Genomic DNA, 20,330 nt, shown 5'->3' on the forward strand with positions numbered 1-20,330 from the left:
AACAAGCCTTTCGAAGAGGCAGGCCAAGTGCTATCCGCTCCGCCAGGACGCCGCTAGGAAACCGCCAAGACAACCGGAAGGAACGCCCGCATGACCCGCCCGCGCCGCAGCCATCTGTTCATGCCAGGCTCCAATCCCCGCGCGCTGGAAAAGGCGCGCAATCTGGCCGCCGACGGCCTCATCCTGGATCTCGAGGATTCCGTCGCCCCCGATGCCAAAGCGGCGGCGCGCGACGGCATCGCCGCCGCGATCGCAGCCAAGGGCTTTGGCAAGCGCGAGATTCTGATCCGGACCAACGGCCTCGACACGCCCTGGTGGGCTGATGACGTCGCGATGGCCGCCAAGGCCTCGCCTGACGGCATCCTGATTCCGAAAGTTTCAAGCATCGAAGATCTCGACACCATCGGCCTGCGTCTCACCGAGCTCGGCGCGGCGCCGACGGTGAAGGTCTGGGCCATGATCGAGACGGCGCGCGCCGTGCTGCATGCGGAGGAGCTCGCCGAGGCCGGGCGCGATAAGTCGCGGCGGCTCGAAGGCTTCGTGTTCGGCCCCAACGACATCTCGCGCGAGACGCGGATCAGGATGCTGCCCGGCCGCGCCGCGATGATCCCGATGATCACCCATTGCATCCTGGCGAGCCGCGCTCATGGCCTCGAAATCCTCGACGGCCCCTACAGCGATATCGCCAACCCCGACGGCTTCGCCACCGAATGCGCACAGGGCCGCGATCTCGGCTTCGACGGCAAGACGCTGATCCACCCCTCGCAGATCGACGCCTGCAACGCGATCTTCACGCCCCCGGAGGAGGAAGTCGCGCGCGCGCGAAAAATCATCGCGGCATTCGAGCTGCCGGAGAATGTCTCGCGCGGCGCGATCCGCCTCGATGGTGCAATGGTGGAACGCCTGCACGCCGACATGGCCCGCCGCACGATCGCCATCGCGGACGCGATCGCGGCGATGGGGAAGGGTTGAAGGCCTATCGCGTCGCCGCGCCATTCGCGACCAGGCGCCGCTCACGCGCAGCGAGGCGCCGCTGTCGCCTGCCTGCGTCCCTATTGCCGTCGTCGTGAATTCTTCAGCGTCTCGGATGGCAGCTCGCCGATGGCCTGACGATATTCGGATGCGAAGCGTCCGAGATTTCGAAAGCCGCATTTGAACGCCACGGCCAGCACGCTGGTCTGCGCATCAGGCCGTCGCAACAGCTCTGCCGCGCGATGAAGCCGGACGCGTCGCGCGAACTGGCCTGGTGATCCCCGTCCGGACTCGGCGAACTCCCGGAACACCGTCCGCAAGCTCACATTGGCGACCTCGGCGATCACCTGGAGATCGAGAGGTTCGTCCCAATGGGCCTCGATATAGGACTCCACGATGTCGACCACGGACCGGTTGGTTCTCGGCGCGGAGCGCTGCAGCCGATCGGAGAAATTGTGTCGATGCGCCAGGAGAATCCGGACCATCAGCGCCCGCTCGAGTTCGGCGATGGCGATGGGCGAGTAATCCTGCCCGAACCTTTCCAGCTCCTCGGCAAATCTGAAAACGTCATGGCGCATCTGCGTCATGACCGCCGGGTCGGCGTCGCCCGAGGCGAAACGCAAGGTCATGCCGCAATCGTCGCCGAGCAGGCTGTTCAACAGGCGCGAGATAGCCGGGACATCGATCCTCAGCACCAATTGGCGGTAGCCCGGTGCGAAGTCGAGATCGAGCCTGGCGTCTCCGGAGATGATCGGACTCCAGGCCTCGAGAGGCCGGCTATTCCCCTTGGTCTTGAAGCCCGCAGCTCCCTGGATGGAGAAGAACTGGCGGAGGATCTCCGATTCAGGAAATGACAAGGATGCCGCGCCGTCATAGGCGCAGAACGCGAGGCCGATGGAATTCAGGCGGGCAAAATTGGCCTGGATGCCGAATTCATGCCCCTGCTTGCCAAACCGATCGGCACCATACGCCGAGAACAGGCGATCGCGCGCGAACTCGCTGTCACGCGATCGAAGCAAGGGATAGCGGTCAAGGTATGAGACGGCGCCCAAATCAGTTCCCCGAACGCTCAAACTACCCAATCGGAATCCGAGCGCTACCAATTGGAGATTGCAGGGAATAGCTAGCGAGCGGAATGATCCGTTGCCAAGCGAAATGCGGCCACTTGCTTGCTCCTGCGACAAATTGCCGGAGATTTTCGTGCGACGAAGATCGCTTCGTTTCGCTCGCAGACCAGCCATGTGCGGGCTTTCGAGCTGCGCATTCGATGTCTGGCGATCGACGTTTTGCCGAATACCGATAACGAATTTAGCGTGAGCTTCGCAGTTCAGCACCAGCGACGCGGCCGAGGTGGTCGTGTGTCGCAGTCAGGTTAATCGGCCTGGCAAAATGCGGCCATTGTGTCTGCGATCGGACAAATACTCTGATAATTCGATTCAGATACCTGCTTCATTCGCACGGCTTGCCCGTCGAGCGACGCTCCAACCGAGCGCGCTCCGCGGCGAGACAATGCGTGCTGAAGTCCGGTTCGCGCATGCGTTGCGGACGCAACGACAATTTCGGAGCAAAAGAATGTTTGGTCGCAAGTCCCACGGCGATGCGCAGGCGCAGATTGATGCGGTCGGTCGCTCGCAGGCCATGATCGAGTTCGCCATGGACGGTACGATCGTCACGGCGAACAAGAACTTCCTGACCGCGTTCGGTTATGGTCTCGATCAGATCCAGGGCAAGCACCATTCCATGTTCGTGCCGGTCGACCAACGTGAGGGCGCGGATTATCAGGCGTTCTGGGCGGCGCTGCGGCGTGGCGAATTCCAGGCGGGCGAATTCAAGCGCCTCGCCAATGGTGGCCATGAGATCTGGATCGAGGCGTCGTACAACCCGGTGCTCGATGGTGCCGGCAGGCCGGTCAAGGTGGTCAAGATCGCAACCGAGATCACGGCGAAGAAGCTGCGCAGCATGGCCGATGCGTCCAAGCTCGCCTCCATCGATCGGGCCCAGGCCGTGATCGAGTTCAAGCTCGACGGCACCGTCGTCACCGCCAACGAGAATTTCTGCAAGGCTCTCGGCTATTCGCTGGCCGAGATCGAGGGCAAGCACCACAGCCTGTTCATGCCGCAGGCAGACCGCGATAGCGCGGCCTATCGCGAGTTCTGGGAGAAGCTCAACCGCGGTGAGTACCAGGCCGGCGAGTTCAAGCGCATCGGCAAAGGCGGCCGCGAGGTGTGGATCCTGGCGAGCTATAACCCGGTGATGGACGACACGGGCAAGCCCTTCGGCGTCGTCAAGTTCGCAACCGACGTCACGGCGCAGAAGCTGCAGAACGCCGATCTCGCCGGTCAGATCGCGGCGATCGACAAGGCCCAGGCCGTGATCGAGTTCAACATGGACGGCACGATCATCACGGCGAATGCCAATTTCCTGGGCGCAGTCGGCTATTCCCTGGCCGAGATCAAGGGCCAGCATCACAGCATGTTCGTCGAGCCCAATGAGCGCGAGAGCGGGCCCTATCGCGAGTTCTGGGCCGCGCTGAATCGCGGCGAATACCAGGCGGCCGAATACAAGCGCATCGGCAAGGGCGGCAAGGAGGTCTACATCCAGGCCTCCTACAATCCGATCCTCGACCTCAACGGCAAGCCGTTCAAGGTCGTGAAATACGCCACCGACACCACCAAGCAGGTGCTGGTCCGCATGGGCAACGAGCGCGTCCGCGCCATGATGGAATCGGTCGCAGCCGGTTCGGAAGAGCTCAACGCCTCGGTGCGGGAAATTTCCGAAGCCATGACCAAGTCGCGCGAAACTGCGGTGGGCGCGGTGGACCGTGTCTCTTCGGCCGACGCGCAGGCCCAGCGCCTCACCGACGCCGCGCAGGCAATGAGCGGGATCGTCGAGATGATCAACAACATCACCGGCCAGATCAACCTGCTCGCGCTCAACGCGACGATCGAATCGGCGCGTGCCGGTGAAGCCGGCCGCGGCTTTGCAGTGGTCGCCTCCGAAGTGAAGGGCCTCGCCAACCAGGCCAAGCAGGCGACCGACAAGATCGCCCAGGAAATCGGCAGCCTCAACCAGATCTCGGGTGATGTCGTCAGTGCCCTGAGTGCGATCAAGCAGGCGATCAACAATGTCAGCGAATACGTGACGTCGACCGCCGCGGCGATCGAGGAGCAGAGCACGGTGACGAATGAGATGTCGACCAGCATGCAGCGCGCTGCGGCCGAGGCCGCTGCGATGGCCGATCGGGCTTGATCAGGCGGCCTGATGCGTCCGCGCGCGTTCCGCTACGCAAATGGAGACAGACGTCTCCGGTCGGAAAATCCGTTGCGCCGCCTCAGCGCGGTGCGACGTCGGCGCGGTCGAGCGATTCCAGCGTCGAGGCATTGGCGCAATAGCCGCGATAATTCTCCGCGGCGGTGCCGTCGGCGAGATCGCGGTCGCATTGTCCCTTGTGATTGCACAGCGTGCAGACCCGCTCCATGTCGCGGAGCAGCAGCGGCTGCGCGCGGCCGAGCCCTTCGGCGCTGATGCCGAGCTGCTGCAGCATCATCGGCAGCTCGTCGGCGGAATGCCTGCCGTGACGGACCAGCTCTTCCAGATCGTCGGGCGCGATCCGCAAATCGCTCGCGATCCGGTCGAAATCGGCGCGGTCGAGCTGCCGCATCTCGTTCATCTCGCGGCGGTGCTTCAGCCAGCTCGCAAAGGACTCGATGAGGTCCTGGACGATCGGATATGGCCTGCTTGCGGTGCTCATGGAAAGCTCCCTTCGGACAGCGGAACTGGAGCGAATTAAGCACAATGATGCAGGGGCGCGTTGCGCTGGATCAAACTGGTATGAACCCCGAGGGAGGGCCAATCTCTCTGCGATCTCCGTGGAGCGGTGCAGTCATGAGCGCCAGTGCGTCAGGAGAACCCCGGCAATGGTCTCAGCCTTCTCGACGATCTGCCAATGGCCTGCATCCGCTTCGATGTGAACCTTGCACCTTTGCTTCTCGGCAAAGCGTTCTGCGACGGAGACGGAAACGTATGGGTCACGGCCGCCCCATACCACCAAGCCCCGTTTCGGGAGGTTGCGCAGGCGATCGACCCAGTCGCCTGCGAAGCGTAGACCGTTCGCGGAGCGATACAGCGCAAGGATCGCCCGACGCATGAGCGGGCTCCAAGCCGATGCCTCATGCTGCGCCAGCTCGGCCGGTACTCCGCCGCGGCGGAAGCCACGTTCCATCGTCGAACGTGAGGGCATCGCCATGATGACTTCGCCGACCACGGGCGTATTCCAAAGTCGAGCGAGCAGGTGGCCGCGATAGGCAGGATCGATCGCCGCACCGCAGATCGTCCATGAGCGGATCAAGTCGGGACGCAGCGATGCTGCCCGCAGCGTAAGCAGTGCTCCCCAATCGTGGCCGACCAAGTCGATCGGACCCTCGCTGTTGTATCGGCTTTCCAGGAATCCAACGAGCCACTGCGCATAGGCATCCTTGGTGCAGTCGAAGCCATCGGGCGCGGGCCCGCAGAAATTGGGCAAGCAGGGCGTGGTCACAGGTTGCCCTAGCTGGTCGATCAGCGGCTGCCAAATTGCGGGGGTATTCGGTACGCCGTGAAGGAAAATCCGATTGCTCATCGGTGGATCATATCCCTAGCCAAACCGCTCCGTCGCCCAGGCATATAGGCTGCCCGGAATCGGCTTTTCGCCGCCGCGGCCCTTCGGCGAGATGTGCAGGCCGATGATCTCGGGGCTGGTGACGAGGCCGAGATAGCTCGAGGGATCGAAGAACAATTTCGGCTCGGCATGCACGGCATAGAACGACTGCTTCGGCAGCGCGTATTGCAATTCGCCGGTGCGGCGCGCCAGCGCGGTCAGGGCTGCGGGTCCGTAGATCGCGACACGAATGTCCGAGAGGCGGTTCGAGCCGCCGCGCAGGCGACGCATCATGAAGGTGACGCGATGGCGGATCGACAGCCAGTTCGGCGTCAGCTCCTCCTGCTCCATCAGCTCTTCGAAGGCGGCGACGATGCCGTGCGCGGGCGGCAGATAGATCACGGAATTGCCGAGCTGGCGCGGTCGCTCCCAGGCGAAATAGGGTTTTGCCGGATCGATCTCGACGGGCTTCAAGAGCAGCACGTCGGCATCGAGCCAGAGGCCGAGGCCCTTCGCCATCAGCTTCATGCGGAAGAAGTCGCTGAATTGCAGAATGGTCCAGTCGCGCCAGCTGCCGTCCGGCTGCGGCGGCCGCAGCCGTTCGGAGAACGCATGCGGCAGGATCGCCTCGGCATCCGCGTTGGCGACGCCGGCGGGAAGGCCGGGAATGGTGTCGAAGCTGTAGACGGTGACCTTGTGGCCGGCCGCCAACTGCGAGCGCAGACAGGTCTGGCGCAGCGCGTCCATCGGGCCATGCCAGAAGGTGACGATCTCGGGGAGCATGCGGCGAAGCTATACGGGATAACCAAGGCAAAGAAAAAGCCCCGGCGCTGACGGCACCGGGGCTCGAAGCAAAGAGCGGTCTCAGGCCCAGGCGCGTTCGCGCTTGAGCTTGTCCTCGTAAGAGTCGATCGAGGCCTTCTTCTCCATCGTCAGGCCGATGTCGTCGAGGCCGTTGATCAGGCAATGCTTGCGGAACGGGTCGATCTCGAACTTGACCTTGCCGCCGTCGGGGCCGCGGATCTCCTGGTTCGGCAGGTCTATCGTCAGCGTCGCGTTGGCGCCGCGCTCGGCGTCGTCGAACAGCTTGTCGAGGTCTTCCTGGGAGACGCGGATCGGCAGGATGCCGTTCTTGAAGCAGTTGTTGTAGAAAATGTCGCCGAACGAGGTCGAGATCACGCAGCGGATGCCGAAGTCGAGCAGCGCCCAGGGGGCGTGCTCGCGGCTCGAGCCGCAGCCGAAATTGTCGCCGGCGACCAGCACCTTCGCGTTGCGATAGGCGGGTTGGTTCAGCACGAAATCCGGGTTCTCGCTGCCGTCGTCCTTGTAGCGCTGCTCGGAAAACAGCCCCTTGCCAAGGCCGGTGCGCTTGATGGTCTTCAGGTACTGCTTCGGAATGATCATGTCGGTGTCGACATTGATGATCTTCAGCGGCGCCGCGACGCCTTCCAGCGTGGTGAACTTGTCCATCTTGGGCTTCCCGGTTTGTCGTCAGGGGAGGGCTGTTTAGCCCGGTTGGCACACAAATCCTAGGCCGGAATCGGCAACCTTGGTCTGTCAGCCCTGAGGGGCCATCCGGTCAGGCGCAAAGCCGGTCGGCAGACCGTCGATGCTCTTCATGTTCTTCAGGCCCCAGTACTTTCGCAAATTGTCGAGGCCCTGCTTGGTCCAGTAGCGCACGAGGCTGCCACGCTCTTGCTTGTAGTCGAACAGTGGCACGCCCATGCCGCACGACGTCTGCACGAGGTCGATCGAGAGGCGTATGATCTGACGTGCCCCGGCGACGTCCTCGAACCGAGGGGCAAGGTCGGCGTAATCAGGCGTGCCTCGCATGAGCGACCGGCCTTGGCCATAAAGGCGCAGGATCATCGGGGCGCCATCGAAGGCGCAAAACATGATGGTCAGCCGCTTGTCGTCAGAAGCCATCAGGTGCGCGCGGGTCTCGCTGCCGCTGCCAGTGACGTCGAGATAGGCGACATCATTGTCTCCGAGCACCCGGAATGAGGACAGGCCCTTGGGGGACACATTGATCCGTCCCTTGGGCGGGGCGCTGGCAACGAAGAAGATCTTCTGCCCCTCGATGAAAGTCCTGTGCTCCGGCTCGATCCGCGTGAATTGCTTGCCCATGCCCGTGCGTCCTCTGCGCAGCGACGAAATAACGACGGAAAGCTAGCACGCGGCTAATACCAGTTTGAGAACCTATATTATGCTAGTATAATTACCACTATGAAAGGACAGGATCCAGCCGCCCCCGCTCTCTCGCTCAGCGCGTTCTTGCGGGCGCTCCGGGAGCGCCAGTCACCCGCAGAATTCGGCCTCGCCGGTGGATCGCGACGGCGCACGCCCGGACTTCGGCGAGAAGAGGTCGCGCAGCTCTGCGGATTGAGCGTCACTTGGTACACGTGGATCGAGCAGGGGCGTGACGTGTCCGTCTCCGCGGCGGCACTTTCGCGCCTCGCGCACGGATTGCGTCTGTCACGCGCCGAGCGCAGCTACCTGTTCGAGGTTGCGGGCAAGCGCGATCCCGAACGTCCCAGCACAAGGGATGATCCGCCTGAAGAAATCCTGGCCTGTGTCGATGCGATCGATGGACCGGCCTATGTCCTCGATCGCACATGGCGTGCGCGTCGCTGGAATGCACAAGCGTCCCTCCTGTTTGCAGGATGGCTCGATGCAGACGGCGAAAAGAATCTCCTGCGCTACATCTTTCTGAGGCCTGAGGCTCGAACCCTGATCCTCGACTGGACTTCCCGAGCGCGCCGCGTCGTTGCAGAGTTCCGTGCCGCGGTGACAGCCTACTCGGATGATCCCGAGATTCGCTGGCTGGTGGAGCAACTGAGACGAGAAAGTCCCGATTTCGAGCGCTGCTGGGACATGCAGGGGGTCTTGGCTCGCGAAGGCGGCGAGCGTGCGTTCAATCATCCGACCATGGGCTACCTGCACTATCAGCAGGTGTCGCTGTCTCTCGCGGGGTGGTCCGATTATCGACTGACGATGCTTCTCTCTGCGCCGCGCCTTGGTCAGTCCGCGTCCTGCTCCGCCTGAGCCTCGATCGCTTCCATGTCGTCGTCCGAAAGACCGAAATGGTGGCCGATCTCGTGGATCAGGACGTGGCGGACGATGTGGCCGAGGCTTTCGTCGTGCTCGGCCCAGTAATCCAGGATCGGCCGGCGGTAGAGCCAGACCATGTTGGGCAGCCGCGCCACGTCGCCCAGGCTCTGCTGCGGCAGGCCGACGCCCTGGAACAGGCCGAGCAGGTCGAACTCGCTCTCGCACTCCATCTCGTCCAGGACCTCCTCGGTCGGGAAGTCGTCGACGCGGATGATCACGCCCTCGCAGAGCTTGCGGAATTCCGCCGGCAGGCCTTCGAAGATCTCATGCGCCGTCGCTTCCATCTCGGCCAGCGAGGGCGCTTTCAATTCCGTCCACATGTGTCCCTCTTAGCGCGGGTTCCTTGGCGATGCATCCCGCTTTATAGATGCGGCAAGGTTGACGGGCGGCGCCAAAACGGGGAGCGTGGCCGCTCGACGAGACGTTTCAGGTGGGCGAAAAAATGCGAGCAAAAACAGCGCTGACGCTACTGTGCATGGGGTTGTTTTCGCAATTTTGCGTTGGCGCGGAGGCGCAGACGGCGGCCCCCGGCGTCAGCCTGGCCCAGGCCGCCTCACCGGACGAGATCCCGCCGCCGCGCAAACGCCACCCGGCGCGCCTGCGCGTCACGCCCTATTACAGCCCTGACGGCGTCTATCCGCGCTACAATCCCGGTCCCAATGCGGTCCGCGAATGCAACGCGACCTATGTGCAGGAATTCCGGCCGAGCGGCACGGTGATCGTGCCGCGCGTGAGCTGCTACTGGCGCCCGGGTTAGGGCGGCGCGCGGCGTTGGAGCCCGGTGGGGTGATCATGGCGAGATGGTTTGCATGGGCCGTTGCCGTCGCGCTTGCCACCGGCCTGCCTTACGCGTCAGCGGCGCATCGGGTGGCGATCCCGGAGGCCTCGGCCGGGATCGCGGTTTTCGATGTGCGGCGTCCGGCGCGACCGCAATACGTTGTGCCGCCCCTCGTGCGTCGTGATCCCCGCTACTACGCGCGGCCCGCGCACTACCGTCCCTATCCCTACGGCGTGCCTGCACCCTTCGTGTTCGGCTACGGCCCGTTCTGGTGACGCGCTAGCCGGCGGGCGCGAAACCCTTGACGAGCAGCACGGTGGCCTCTGCGCCCGCCTTGCGGTCGCGTGAGATCTCCTCGTAGTCGGGCGAGTTCGAGAAGGCGAGGAAGGCCGCTTCGTCGGGAAACGACATCATGACGAGCTTGTCGTGCGGCCAGGTTCCTTCGAGCACGCGCGGGCGCTCGTCGGCGGCGAGCAGCCGGCCATTGTACTTCCTGAACACGTCGAAGAACCGCGCCTGGTAGCGGTCATAGGCCGCGCGGTCCGTCATCTTCAATTGTGCAATCGCGTAGACCGTCATCTCACGACTTCCTCCCATCGCGGCACAGCGCCGCAGCGCGCAGCCAGCTTCGTTCATTCATGGCGCGTTCACATCGCTGTCCGCAATTTAATCCCGGGAGCGACTGCAATTGAACAGGGATGACGCGGGCCCGGAACGAGCATCGCAACTCCGCTGTCTAGATTCAGGGAGGATTTCCATGCTGAGGATAATGGGTCTCAAGGCAAGCCCGATGCGCCTGCTCGGGATTGCGGCTGCGGCGACGCTGATGCTGACGGCCGGGACCGCGCGTCGGGCTGAAGCGCTGAACTTGATCAATCCGGCGACGTCACCCGCGACCAAGACGGCGGGCGACGATCTCGTCACGCAGGTTCGCCATGGCGGCGGCGGACATGGCGGGGGCGGACATTTTCACGGCGGCGGTGGATTCCGCGGTGGCGGCGGACATATCGGCGGCTTCCGCGGCGGTGGATTCCACGGCGCTCATATCGGCGGCATCCGCGCCGCGCCGGCCTTCCACGGCGGCGGCTATCGCTATGGCGGCGTTCACCGCTATGGCGGATTTCATCGCTACGGAATCTATCGGCCGCACTATGGTCACCGCCACTTCCACCGGCGCTATTATGTCGGCGGCTATTATCCCTACTACCACCATCCGCGCCGCTGCCGGATCATCTGGACCTATTACGGCCCCCGCCGCGTCTGCCGCTGGCATCGCTGGCACCATCCGTACCGCTACTATTGGTGATGTGAGCGAGGTGACGTCAGCTCGAGATTCCGGGGTCGCCCGTCGGGCGCCCCGGAATGACGTCGGGGTTGGACGGCCTACAGCCAATCCTTCAGCTTCCACGACGAAGCCTTCCACCGCATCAAATTCTCGAGCTTCCACTGCCTGAACATCGCGGGCGGCCAGCGGCTGAGCTTCGATGTTTCCTCGACCTCCGGCTTGGCGACGATGCGCAAGGGCGTCGCGCGCCGGCGGTGCTGGCGCGTGGCTTCGCTGATCAGGTCGACATATTCAGGCTTGTTGGCCATGGCGCGCGTCCTCGCGAAAACCTCGCGAGGACGACAGTGTCAGGCCATCGTTTAACGGCGGTTTGCCGCGATCGCTACAATTGCTGGGATTGGCTTAGCGCCAGTCCCTGACGTCGACGAAGTGACCGGCGATCGCCGCCGCCGCCGCCATCGCCGGCGACACCAGATGGGTGCGGCCCTTGAAACCCTGGCGTCCCTCGAAATTGCGGTTCGAGGTCGAGGCGCAGCGCTCTTCCGGCGCCAGCTTGTCCGGGTTCATCGCAAGGCACATCGAGCAGCCCGGCTCGCGCCATTCGAAGCCGGCCTTGATGAAGATCTTGTCGAGACCTTCAGCCTCGGCCTGCTCCTTCACGAGGCCCGAGCCCGGCACGACCATGGCATTGACGTTGGCCGAGACGGTCTTGCCCTCCGCGATCTTGGCGGCGGCGCGCAGATCCTCGATGCGACCGTTGGTGCAGGAGCCGATGAAGATGCGGTCGACCTTGATGTCGGTGATCTTCGTTCCCGCGGTGAGGCCCATGTATTTCAGCGCGCGATGCTTGGAGATGCGCTTGGCCTCGTCCGCAATCTGATCAGGATCGGGCACGAATCCGGTCACCGAGATCACGTCCTCGGGGCTCGTGCCCCAGGTCACGATCGGCGGCAGCTTGGCCGCGTCGAGGCGCAATTCGTTGTCGAAATGCGCACCGTCGTCGGAGCGCAGCTTCTCCCAGTAGCGCATGGCCGCATCCCAGTCCGCGCCCTTCGGGGCCTTCGGACGGCCCCGCAGGAAGTCGAACGCCTTCTGGTCGGGCGCGACGAGGCCGGCGCGGGCGCCGCCTTCGATCGACATGTTGCAGACCGTCATGCGGCCTTCCATCGACAACGCACTGATCGCGTCGCCCGCGTATTCCAGCACATAGCCGGTGCCGCCGGCGGTGCCGATCTCGCCGATGATGGCCAGGATGATGTCCTTGCCCGTCACGCCGTCAGGCAATTTGCCGTCGACGGTGACGCGCATGTTCTTCGCCTTCTTCTGGATCAGCGTCTGCGTCGCCAGAACGTGCTCGACCTCGGAGGTGCCGATGCCGTGCGCGAGCGCGCCGAAGGCGCCATGCGTCGAGGTGTGGCTGTCACCGCAGACGATGGTGGTGCCGGGCAGCGTAAAGCCCTGCTCGGGGCCGATGACGTGGACGACGCCCTGACGCTTGTCGAACTCGTTGTAATATTCGATGCCGAATTCCTTGGCGTTCTCGGCCAGCGCCTTGATCTGCTCGATGCTCTCCGGATCGGGATTCGGCTTGGTGCGATCGGTGGTCGGCACGTTGTGGTCGACGACGGCCAGCGTCTTCTCCGGCGCGTGAACCTTGCGCCCCGTCGCGCGCAGGCCTTCGAACGCCTGGGGCGAGGTCACTTCGTGCACCAGGTGGCGGTCGATGTAGAGCAGGCAGGTGCCGTCGTCGGCTTCGTGCACCAGATGGTCGTTCCAGATCTTGTCGTACAATGTGGTGGGCTTGGACATGAGCGTCAGCTCCGAAGAATGTGTGAAGCGGGTAAGCGCGCATCGCGCGGGCAACAAAATCGTCAGCGCAGCCTGTTAGGCTGGACTAAGCTCTGACGTTGCCGAGGTCGCGAAGCGGCCGAAGAACCGGCCAGGCAGCCGCGAGCGATCGTCGATGACGATGCGCTGGACGGGGGCGAGGCTGGTCGGATCTGGAAACATTCCAGGAATATATAGCAGGCCGAACTGGAATCGCGAGTGGTTTGAAGCGCACGGCTGACGCAACAAAAAAGCGCGGAGCCGAGCCCCGCGCTTTCGAAAACGTGCCTGGAGAAGCGAGGCTTACTCGTTGACGGCAGCCTTGGCGTGCTCGGTCTTCTCGACGATGCGGGCCGACTTGCCGCGCAGGTTGCGGAGGTAATAGAGCTTGGCGCGACGCACCTTGCCGCGGCGCACCACCTTGATCGAGTCGATCATCGGCGACATCACCGGGAACACGCGCTCGACGCCTTCGCCGTAGGAGATCTTGCGCACGGTGAAGCTCTCGTTGAGGCCACCGCCGGAACGGCCGATGCAGACGCCTTCATAGGCCTGCACGCGGGTGCGGTCGCCTTCGACGACCTTCACGTTGACGATCACGGTGTCGCCGGGACCGAATTCCGGAATGTCCTTGCCGACGGACAGCTTGTCGAATTGCTCTTGCTCGAGCTGCTTGATCAGGTTCATGGGTAAATCTCCATCGGCGCGCCCAGCCCTGGAAACGGGGGGCTGCGCAAAATTCGTCTATCCAGCCATTGCGGATTTGGCCGCTGCTATAAGGCAAGCCGGAGCGTTTGTCACCCGTCTGTCTTGTTTTTTGGCGTTTTTTGGCGACGAGCCCGAATCGCCGGCTTGGGCGGGATCTTGGCCCATAAATCGGGCCGCCGGGCCTCGGTGAGGGCTTCGGATTGCGCCCGCCGCCAGGCCGCCACCTTGGCGTGGTCCCCGGAGCTCAGGATCTCAGGGATCGGGACCCCCTCGAACAGCTGCGGGCGGGTGTATTGGGGGTATTCCAGCAGGCCATCGGAGAAGCTTTCCTCGGTTCCCGAGGCCTCCTTGCCCATCACCCCCGGCAGCAGCCGTACGCAGGCGTCGATCAGGGCTAAGGCTGCGATTTCGCCTCCCGAGAGCACGTAATCGCCGATCGAGACCTCCTCCAGGCCCCGCTTGTCGATCACCCGCTGGTCGATCCCCTCGAAGCGCCCGCAGACGATCAGGGGACCGGGGCCCCGGGCAAGCTCCGTCACCCTGGCCTGGGTCAATGGCCGACCGCGCGGGCTCATCAGCAGGCGCGGCCGTGCCGGTGCGATCTCGGCGGCGTCGATCGCGGCCGCCAGCACATCCGCCCGCAGCACCATGCCCGGTCCGCCGCCGGCGGGGGTGTCGTCGACGCTGCGGTGGCGGTCAGTGGCGGAGGCCCTGATGTCCCGCGCCTCGATCTGCCAGAGTCCCGCGGCCAGCGCCCGCCCGGCAAGGCTCACGCCGAGCGGTCCCGGAAACATCTCCGGAAACAGCGTCAGCACAGTCGCGCGCCAGGGAGAGGGATGGGTCATCGGATCTCGGTTCTCGTCGTCCCGGGGCGAGCGAAGCGCCAGCCCGGGACCCATGACCACCGCACGTCATTTTGCGATGATCGGAGCTATCAGCTTAGCCAAAAAACCACGGCCTGTGGTTATGGGTCCCCGCGTTCGCCGGGACGACTCGGGGCGGGATCGTTGTCGTCGTCCCGATCGCCCTCGATCTCCTGCGGCAGCGCGATCACCACGCGGCCGGCTTTGAGGTCGACCTCCGGCACCACCGCATTCGAGAACGGCAGCAGCATCGTCGGTCCCTTCGGCGGCGCGATTTCGATGATGTCGCCGGCGCCGAAATTATGGATCGCGAGCACGCGGCCGAGCGCATCGCCGCCCGTGGTGACGGCGGCGAGCCCGATCAGATCAGTGTGGTAATATTCGTCCTCGTCCGTCGCGGGCAGTTTTTCGCGCGCGACGTAGAGCTCGATGCCGTTGAGGCGCTCGGCCTCATCGCGGGTCGTGACGCCCTTGAACGTCGCGACCAGATGATCTTTGGCCTCGCGCGCCTGCGCGACTTCGAACTGGCGCCTGCCATCCTTGGACAGCAGGGGCCCGTAGCGGCGGACGGCAAACGGATCTTCCGTAAAAGTCCAAAGCTTGACCGCACCGCGCACACCATGCGCGGCGCCGATCCGCGCGACGCAGACCAGCGCCGACATGGTCTAGCCTTAGCCCTTGGCGGCGGCTTCGGCCTGCGCCTTGCGCTCCTTGCGCGGCACGGCCTTCTCGGGGTTGTTGCGCGCTTCGCGCTTCTTGACGCCGGCGGCATCGAGGAAGCGGGACACGCGGTCCGACGGCTGCGCGCCCTTGGCGAGCCAGGCCTTCACCTTGTCCATGTCGAGCTTCAGGCGGGTCTCGTTGTCCTTCGGCAGCAGCGGGTTGAAATAGCCGAGACGCTCGATGAAGCGGCCGTCGCGCGGAAAGCGCGAATCGGCGACGACGACGTGATAGACGGGACGCTTCTTGGTGCCTGCGCGGGCGAGGCGGATAACGACGGACATCTAGTTCTCCTTCAAAATACGGTTTGTTCGGTTGATTGGTATTCCGCGTCCCGTGAGACCGAAGCGATCTCATCGCGACGAATTACTCATTTCTTCTTGCCGGGGAAACCGCCGAGGCCCGGCAGCGTCGGCTTGCCGCTGAGGCCCGTTAGCCCCGGCAAATTCGGCAGGCCCGAGCGAAGACCGGGCGGCAGATCCTTCGGCAGGCTGGGCAGACCCTGGCCGCCGCCGCTCTGCATCTTTTCCTGCATCGCCTTCATCTCTTCGGGCGAGGGCATCTTCATGCCGCCGCCAAAGCCCATCGCCTGCGCGATGCCGGCGAGCGGGCCGCGCTTGCCCGAGCCCATGGCCTTCATCACGTCGGCCATGTTCCGGTGCATCTTGAGCAGCTTGTTGACCTGCTCGACGCTTTGGCCGGAGCCGGCGGCGATGCGCTTCTTGCGGCTGGCCTTGAGCAGGTCGGGATGACGGCGCTCGTCGCGCGTCATGGAATCGATCACCGCCACCTGGCGCTTCAGAATCTTGTCGTCGATGCCGGCGGCCGCGATCTGGTTCTTCATCTTGGCGATGCCGGGCATCATGCCCATCAGGCCGCTGATGCCGCCCATGTTCGCCATCTGCAACAGCTGCTCGCGCATGTCGTTGAGGTCGAACTGGCCCTTGCGCATCCGCTCGGCGGTGCGCGCGGCCTTCTCGGCGTCGATATTGGCGGCGGCGCGTTCGACCAGAGAGACCACGTCGCCCATGCCGAGGATGCGGCCGGCGATACGGTCGGGGTGGAAATCTTCCAGCGCGTCGGTCTTTTCGCCGGTGCCGATCAGCTTGATCGGCTTGCCGGTGACGGCACGCATCGACAGCGCGGCACCGCCGCGGCCGTCGCCGTCCACGCGCGTCAGCACGATGCCGGTGAGGCCGACGCGCTGATCGAAGGCGCGTGCGAGGTTCACGGCGTCCTGGCCGGTGAGGCTGTCCGCGACCAGCAGCACTTCATGCGGATTGGCGGCGGCTTTGATCGCCGCCGCTTCCGCCATCATATCTTCGTCGAGCGTGGTGCGGCCGGCGGTGTCGAGCAGCACGATGTCGTAGCCGCCGAGCTTGCCGGCCTCCAGCGCGCGCTTGGCGATTTGCGGCGGCTGCTGTCCCGCCACGATCGGCAGGGTCGGAATGTCGAGATCGCGGCCGAGCACGGCCAGCTGCTCCATCGCCGCCGGACGATAGACGTCGAGCGAAGCCATCAGCACCTTGCGCTTGTCGCGCTGGACCAGGCGGCGGGCGAGCTTTGCGGTGGTGGTCGTCTTGCCCGAGCCCTGCAGGCCGACCATCATGATCGGCACCGGCGGCACGGAATTGACGTCGATGGTCTGGCTTTCGGCGCCGAGCGTGTTGATCAGCTCGTCATGGACGATCTTGACCACCATCTGGCCGGGGGTCACCGACTTGACGACGGTGGCGCCGATCGCCTGCTCGCGGACGCGCTCGGTGAAGCTGCGGACCACCTCGAGCGCAACGTCGGCCTCCAGCAGCGCGCGGCGCACCTCGCGCATCGCGGCGTCGACGTCCTTTTCGGTCAGCGCACCGCGCCCCGTCAGACGATCGAGAATTCCGCCAAGCCGTTCCGACAGATTGTCGAACAATGAAGTTGTCCTGTTGCTGTCCCCCGCCTTCGCGGGGGATGACCACTTCCTTGGCCAAACGATCTTCCAAACACCTTTGCGCCCGAGGGCGCACAGCGCTGTCGGGCGTTGACCTCCGGCCCCGAGGGCCGGTCGGCGGGTCGAAAAGAAAGCCTTTCCAAGAAAGTGGCGGGGTTAAACGCCGCTCCCGCTCAAAAGTCAAGGAAAGTTAGGGTGCCGGGGCGCCGCGGCCAGGCCAAGGTCCTGAAAAGAGAGCAATTTTGGCGGCCGGTTCCTTTTCGCGGGGGTCCGCCCATATAGAGGCGATGACCCGCCTCCGTTACCACCCTTGAAGTTCCCATGCCGATCACCCGCCGCCGCCTGTTCGGACTGCTTGCCGGGGCCGGCGCGGTGGTCGGCGTGCCCTCGCTCTGGATGTCCTACATGAAAACCTATGACGGCCCGGTCTCCGATCATTTCGACGGCCTGACCTTCTTCGATCCGGACGGCGCACCGCCAAAGTCGCTGCGCGAGGTGCTGCGCTGGCAGCTCGGCGGCAAGCGGAATCGCGCCGAATGGCCCGACTGGGCGCCCAGCCCCCATGCCGACACGCCGCCGGCGCGGGTCGACGGCGATCGGTTGCGGCTCTCCTTCGTCGGCCATGCCAGCTGGCTGGTCCAGACCGGCGGCCTCAACATCCTCATTGACCCGGTCTGGTCGGAGCGGGTCTCGCCGGTCAGCTTCGCCGGACCGAAGCGGCACAACGATCCCGGCATCGCGTTCGAGAAGCTGCCGAAGATCGACGTCGTGCTGGTCTCGCATGGCCATTACGACCATCTCGACATCGCGACGCTGTCACGGCTCACCAAGAATTTTGCCCCGCGCGTGGTCACCCCGCTCGGCAACGACGTGACGATGCGCAGCTGGGATTCCACGATCAAGGTGGAAGCCTTCGACTGGCACGACCGCGTCGAACTCGGCGGCGGCATCGCCGTGCATCTGGTGCCGACGCGGCACTGGAGCGCGCGCGGCATGTTCGATCGCAACAAGGCGCTGTGGGCGAGCTTTGTCCTGGAGACGCCGGCCGGGAAGATCTATGTGGTCTGCGATTCCGGTTACGGCGATGGCCGGCATTTCCGCCGCGTCGCCGAGAAGCACGGCAGGCTGCGCCTCGCCATCCTTCCCATCGGCGCCTACGAGCCGCGCTGGTTCATGCGCGACCAGCACATGAATCCGGAAGACGCCGTGAAGGCGCTGGCCGATTGCGGCGCCGAGGCCGCGCTCGGGCACCATCACGGCACGTTCCAGCTGACGGATGAAGCGATCGACGCGCCGGCGAAGGCGCTGGTGGAAGCGCTGGATGCCGCGAAGATTCCGCAGGAGCGGTTCGTGGCGATGAAGCCGGGGCAGGTGGTGGAGATCTAGGTCGTGTACCCATAAGCCCGGCGGCGGGATGCGACGAAAGCAATGTCCGCTTTGCTCGCATAGCGACAAGCTCATGCGGCTCTGCGCCATTGAACCAGAAAGCCCATGACGCAACCAAACACCATGGATTCGGTCGGAAGACCTTGATTGATGGATGGAGCCGGCCTGTGGGATTTTTGCTGAGAATTGTGCTTGCAGCCGCTATCGTGAGCCTTGCTCCTGCCGTCGTCCAGGCGAAGAACGCCGTCGCTTCTCCTGCCTTGCAGAAGGAATTCGATGGCTTCATCGAGAAGTTTCGCGCAGCGCTGAAAGCAAACGATTCCGCCGCCGTCGCCGCTATGACACGATTGCCGTTCATGAACGACAACGCCATTCGCGACGCCGCGCAATTTGGCGCCAAGACCTATCGGACCTCGTTCACGGCGAAAAATCGCGCGTGTATCCAGCGCGGCAAGGCCGTCTACGATCGCGATGACTACAAGAACGACAGTTACTTCGTCTTCTGCGGCGAGCTCATCTTCGTCTTTACCAAGACGCCGACGGGGTTCCTTTTTACTGATATCAGCGCGAATGATTGATTAGGCAGGTGGTGGAGATTTAGCTCCGCTGTCTCCAAACATTGCTGTGGTCCCGGACTAGCGAAGCGCAGATCCGGGACCCATAACCACAGGGGATGTGTGGCGAAGTTTCGGAGTTACCTGCGTCGCGTCATAACCACTCCCTGTGGTTATGGGTCCCCGCGCTCGCGGGGACGACACCGTTGATGTCGCGGCGATGTGTCACTTATTAGATGACGAGAGCTATTGCTCTTTCGCCTTGATCGCCCAGCTCACATTCACCGTCACAGACAGCGTCTCCTCGCCCGGCGCGACGGCGGCGCCTGCGGCCAGGGGAGCTGCGGCCATGCGGCCCTTGAACAGCGGCACAGGCGCGCCGCCCTCGGACACGCTGAGCGGTGCGCCCAGCGTCGCTCCGGTTGCCTTGGCGTAGATCTCGGCCTTGCGGTGGGCGTCCGCCACCGCCTGCTCGCGCGCGTCGTCGAGCAGTTTCGAGGCCTGCGTCACCTCGAAGGAGATGTTGCCGATGTCGTTGGCGCCGGCGGCAACCAGCGTGTCGATGATGCCGGCGACCTTGGTCACGTCGCGGATCTTCACTGTGACGCGATTGCTGGCGCGGAAGCCGACCACCGGGGATGCGCCGGTGGATTTGTTCTGGCCGTATTGCGGCTGCAGCGACAGGCGCGAGGTCTGGTAATCCTTCTCGGCGATGCCGGCGCCCTTCAGCGCCAGCAGCACCTTGCCCATCGCGGCGTTGTTGGCGTCGGAGGCTTCCTTCGCCGTCTTGGCGTCGTTGGCGACGCCGGCGTCGATCTGCGCGAGATCCGGCGCCGCGGACACGCTGGCTTCGCCGCTCACCGAAATGGCGGAGACGACATCGTCGGCGAGCGCTGACGTTGCCGGCAGGGTCACGGCAAGAACGGCGGCGAGGGAGGCAGCAAGGATGGCAGGCTTCTTCATGTCTCTCATTTCAGCGGCACGAAAACGTTGATCACGAGCTTGTCTTCAGCGGTCTTCAGGGGATCGGTCAGGTATTCCTCGATGAAGGTGTCCTTGGCTTCCAGCCTCTTGTCGTCGAGGTGATTGGTGATCGCCTCGTAGGTGTTGTCCATGTTGTCGTAGGAGCCGCGGTGGACGAATTTCAGCACCTTGCCCTCCGGCGATTTGCCGACGCTCATGTCCTTGGGCAAATTCTTGGGATCCTGCTCGACCGGGATCTCGGCCAGGAAGGTGAAGCCGGTATCGTCGGTCGAGGTGTAGACGATCATCGCGTTGCCGGCGTGCTTGATGCCCTGCTTGTCCAGGAGCGTGTTCAGCGCCTTGAAGGCGTCGATCAGCGTGTCGAAGGCCGAGTCCCAGTTCGCGGTGCCCTTGACCATCACGACCTTCTTGGCCTCGAGCGTGGTCTCGAGGCCGAACGGATCGGCGGTCTGCACCGGGGCGGGGGTTGCGGCGGCCGCCGGTGGCGGGGCCGTCGGGCTCGGTGAGGCGCTGGCTGCGGGCGAGGGCGACGCCGTCGGGCTCGGCGAAGCGCTGGCCGCAGGCGACGGC

Annotated in this window: 25 protein-coding genes; 8 read left to right on the plus strand and 17 right to left on the minus strand. The window is 64.3% G+C overall.

Features of this window, described 5'->3' with window-relative positions:
• The first annotated feature begins 90 nt into the window (after positions 1-90).
• On the plus strand, positions 91-972 hold the full coding sequence (locus RPS27_RS09950) for an HpcH/HpaI aldolase/citrate lyase family protein (protein WP_212068928.1): 882 nt from the start codon (positions 91-93) through the stop codon (positions 970-972).
• 80 nt (positions 973-1,052) lie between these two features.
• On the opposite strand, the gene RPS27_RS09955 is transcribed toward RPS27_RS09950, so the two are convergent.
• On the minus strand, positions 1,053-2,306 hold the full coding sequence (locus RPS27_RS09955) for an AraC family transcriptional regulator (protein WP_313753980.1): 1,254 nt from the start codon (positions 2,304-2,306) through the stop codon (positions 1,053-1,055).
• 238 nt (positions 2,307-2,544) lie between these two features.
• Between RPS27_RS09955 and RPS27_RS09960 the strand changes: the two genes are divergently transcribed.
• Positions 2,545-4,221 carry a PAS domain-containing methyl-accepting chemotaxis protein gene (locus tag RPS27_RS09960; protein ID WP_212068929.1) on the plus strand — a complete coding sequence of 559 codons (1,677 nt, stop codon included), beginning with the start codon at positions 2,545-2,547 and terminating at the stop codon, positions 4,219-4,221.
• Positions 4,222-4,303: 82 nt separating this feature from the next.
• Here RPS27_RS09960 and RPS27_RS09965 read toward each other — a convergent pair whose 3' ends face one another.
• From RPS27_RS09965 to RPS27_RS09985, 5 genes are all read right to left on the minus strand, one after another.
• On the minus strand, positions 4,304-4,723 hold the full coding sequence (locus RPS27_RS09965) for a hypothetical protein (protein ID WP_212068930.1): 420 nt from the start codon (positions 4,721-4,723) through the stop codon (positions 4,304-4,306).
• Positions 4,724-4,855: 132 nt separating this feature from the next.
• Positions 4,856-5,590 carry an alpha/beta fold hydrolase gene (locus RPS27_RS09970; protein WP_212068931.1) on the minus strand — a complete coding sequence of 245 codons (735 nt, stop codon included), beginning with the start codon at positions 5,588-5,590 and terminating at the stop codon, positions 4,856-4,858.
• Positions 5,591-5,605: 15 nt separating this feature from the next.
• Complete coding sequence (locus RPS27_RS09975; protein ID WP_194405402.1) at positions 5,606-6,391, minus strand: hypothetical protein; 786 nt, start codon at positions 6,389-6,391, stop codon at positions 5,606-5,608.
• Positions 6,392-6,472: 81 nt separating this feature from the next.
• Positions 6,473-7,078 carry a 3-isopropylmalate dehydratase small subunit gene (gene leuD, locus RPS27_RS09980; RefSeq protein ID WP_027573022.1) on the minus strand — a complete coding sequence of 202 codons (606 nt, stop codon included), beginning with the start codon at positions 7,076-7,078 and terminating at the stop codon, positions 6,473-6,475.
• A gap of 87 nt (positions 7,079-7,165) precedes the next feature.
• On the minus strand, positions 7,166-7,735 hold the full coding sequence (locus tag RPS27_RS09985) for a pyridoxamine 5'-phosphate oxidase family protein (protein ID WP_212068932.1): 570 nt from the start codon (positions 7,733-7,735) through the stop codon (positions 7,166-7,168).
• A gap of 99 nt (positions 7,736-7,834) precedes the next feature.
• On the opposite strand from RPS27_RS09985, the gene RPS27_RS09990 reads away from it, so the two are divergent.
• Positions 7,835-8,653, plus strand: a complete 819-nt coding sequence (locus RPS27_RS09990; RefSeq protein ID WP_212068933.1) for a helix-turn-helix transcriptional regulator — start codon at positions 7,835-7,837, stop codon at positions 8,651-8,653.
• Here the strand turns inward: RPS27_RS09990 and RPS27_RS09995 are convergent.
• Entirely contained in the window at positions 8,629-9,039 is a 411-nt protein-coding gene (locus RPS27_RS09995; protein ID WP_194405406.1) for a metallopeptidase family protein, read from the minus strand. The genes RPS27_RS09990 and RPS27_RS09995 overlap by 25 nt on opposite strands.
• A gap of 155 nt (positions 9,040-9,194) precedes the next feature.
• Between RPS27_RS09995 and RPS27_RS10000 the strand changes: the two genes are divergently transcribed.
• Positions 9,195-9,476 (plus strand): hypothetical protein, encoded by a 282-nt coding sequence (locus RPS27_RS10000; RefSeq protein ID WP_212068983.1) that lies wholly within the window; start codon positions 9,195-9,197, stop codon positions 9,474-9,476.
• A gap of 35 nt (positions 9,477-9,511) precedes the next feature.
• The gene (locus RPS27_RS10005) at positions 9,512-9,772 is read left to right on the plus strand and encodes a hypothetical protein (RefSeq protein WP_212068934.1); all 261 of its coding nucleotides are present in this window, start codon (positions 9,512-9,514) and stop codon (positions 9,770-9,772) included.
• Between the two features lie 4 nt (positions 9,773-9,776).
• Here the strand turns inward: RPS27_RS10005 and RPS27_RS10010 are convergent, their stop codons facing one another.
• On the minus strand, positions 9,777-10,076 hold the full coding sequence (locus tag RPS27_RS10010; RefSeq protein WP_211415099.1) for a DUF1330 domain-containing protein: 300 nt from the start codon (positions 10,074-10,076) through the stop codon (positions 9,777-9,779).
• 178 nt (positions 10,077-10,254) lie between these two features.
• Here RPS27_RS10010 and RPS27_RS10015 point away from each other — a divergent pair, with 178 nt between their 5' ends.
• Positions 10,255-10,803, plus strand: coding sequence for a hypothetical protein (locus RPS27_RS10015; protein ID WP_212068935.1), 549 nt, complete (start codon positions 10,255-10,257; stop codon positions 10,801-10,803).
• Between the two features lie 77 nt (positions 10,804-10,880).
• Here the strand turns inward: RPS27_RS10015 and RPS27_RS10020 are convergent, their stop codons facing one another.
• The 7 genes from RPS27_RS10020 to ffh all read right to left on the minus strand — a co-directional run bounded on the left by RPS27_RS10020 (position 10,881) and on the right by ffh (position 16,818).
• On the minus strand, positions 10,881-11,090 hold the full coding sequence (locus tag RPS27_RS10020) for a hypothetical protein (RefSeq protein WP_194405409.1): 210 nt from the start codon (positions 11,088-11,090) through the stop codon (positions 10,881-10,883).
• 94 nt (positions 11,091-11,184) lie between these two features.
• Positions 11,185-12,591, minus strand: a complete 1,407-nt coding sequence (leuC, locus tag RPS27_RS10025; protein WP_194405410.1) for a 3-isopropylmalate dehydratase large subunit — start codon at positions 12,589-12,591, stop codon at positions 11,185-11,187.
• Positions 12,592-12,912: 321 nt separating this feature from the next.
• Complete coding sequence (gene rplS, locus RPS27_RS10030) at positions 12,913-13,296, minus strand: 50S ribosomal protein L19 (RefSeq protein ID WP_212068936.1); 384 nt, start codon at positions 13,294-13,296, stop codon at positions 12,913-12,915.
• 110 nt (positions 13,297-13,406) lie between these two features.
• A complete protein-coding gene (trmD, locus tag RPS27_RS10035) occupies positions 13,407-14,162 on the minus strand; it encodes a tRNA (guanosine(37)-N1)-methyltransferase TrmD (protein ID WP_212068937.1) in 756 nt (251 codons plus the stop codon).
• 119 nt (positions 14,163-14,281) lie between these two features.
• Positions 14,282-14,842, minus strand: coding sequence for a ribosome maturation factor RimM (rimM, locus tag RPS27_RS10040; protein WP_212068938.1), 561 nt, complete (start codon positions 14,840-14,842; stop codon positions 14,282-14,284).
• A gap of 9 nt (positions 14,843-14,851) precedes the next feature.
• On the minus strand, positions 14,852-15,184 hold the full coding sequence (gene rpsP, locus RPS27_RS10045; protein ID WP_014438992.1) for a 30S ribosomal protein S16: 333 nt from the start codon (positions 15,182-15,184) through the stop codon (positions 14,852-14,854).
• 86 nt (positions 15,185-15,270) lie between these two features.
• Entirely contained in the window at positions 15,271-16,818 is a 1,548-nt protein-coding gene (gene ffh, locus RPS27_RS10050) for a signal recognition particle protein (protein WP_014490648.1), read from the minus strand.
• Between the two features lie 339 nt (positions 16,819-17,157).
• Between ffh and RPS27_RS10055 the strand changes: the two genes are divergently transcribed.
• Complete coding sequence (locus tag RPS27_RS10055; protein WP_212068939.1) at positions 17,158-18,222, plus strand: MBL fold metallo-hydrolase; 1,065 nt, start codon at positions 17,158-17,160, stop codon at positions 18,220-18,222.
• A 167-nt stretch (positions 18,223-18,389) separates the two neighbouring features.
• The gene (locus RPS27_RS10060) at positions 18,390-18,800 is read left to right on the plus strand and encodes a hypothetical protein (RefSeq protein WP_313753981.1); all 411 of its coding nucleotides are present in this window, start codon (positions 18,390-18,392) and stop codon (positions 18,798-18,800) included.
• Between the two features lie 222 nt (positions 18,801-19,022).
• On the opposite strand, the gene RPS27_RS10065 is transcribed toward RPS27_RS10060, so the two are convergent.
• Both RPS27_RS10065 and RPS27_RS10070 read right to left on the minus strand, forming a co-directional pair.
• Positions 19,023-19,739: an SIMPL domain-containing protein gene (locus RPS27_RS10065; RefSeq protein WP_212068940.1), complete on the minus strand. Its 717-nt coding sequence runs from the start codon at positions 19,737-19,739 to the stop codon at positions 19,023-19,025.
• A 5-nt stretch (positions 19,740-19,744) separates the two neighbouring features.
• A partial coding sequence (locus tag RPS27_RS10070; RefSeq protein WP_313753982.1) for a GyrI-like domain-containing protein occupies positions 19,745-20,330 on the minus strand: 586 nt, incomplete at its 5' end.

This window comes from Bradyrhizobium sp. WYCCWR 12699 (assembly GCF_032144035.1).
Taxonomy (GTDB): Bacteria; Pseudomonadota; Alphaproteobacteria; order Rhizobiales; family Xanthobacteraceae; genus Bradyrhizobium.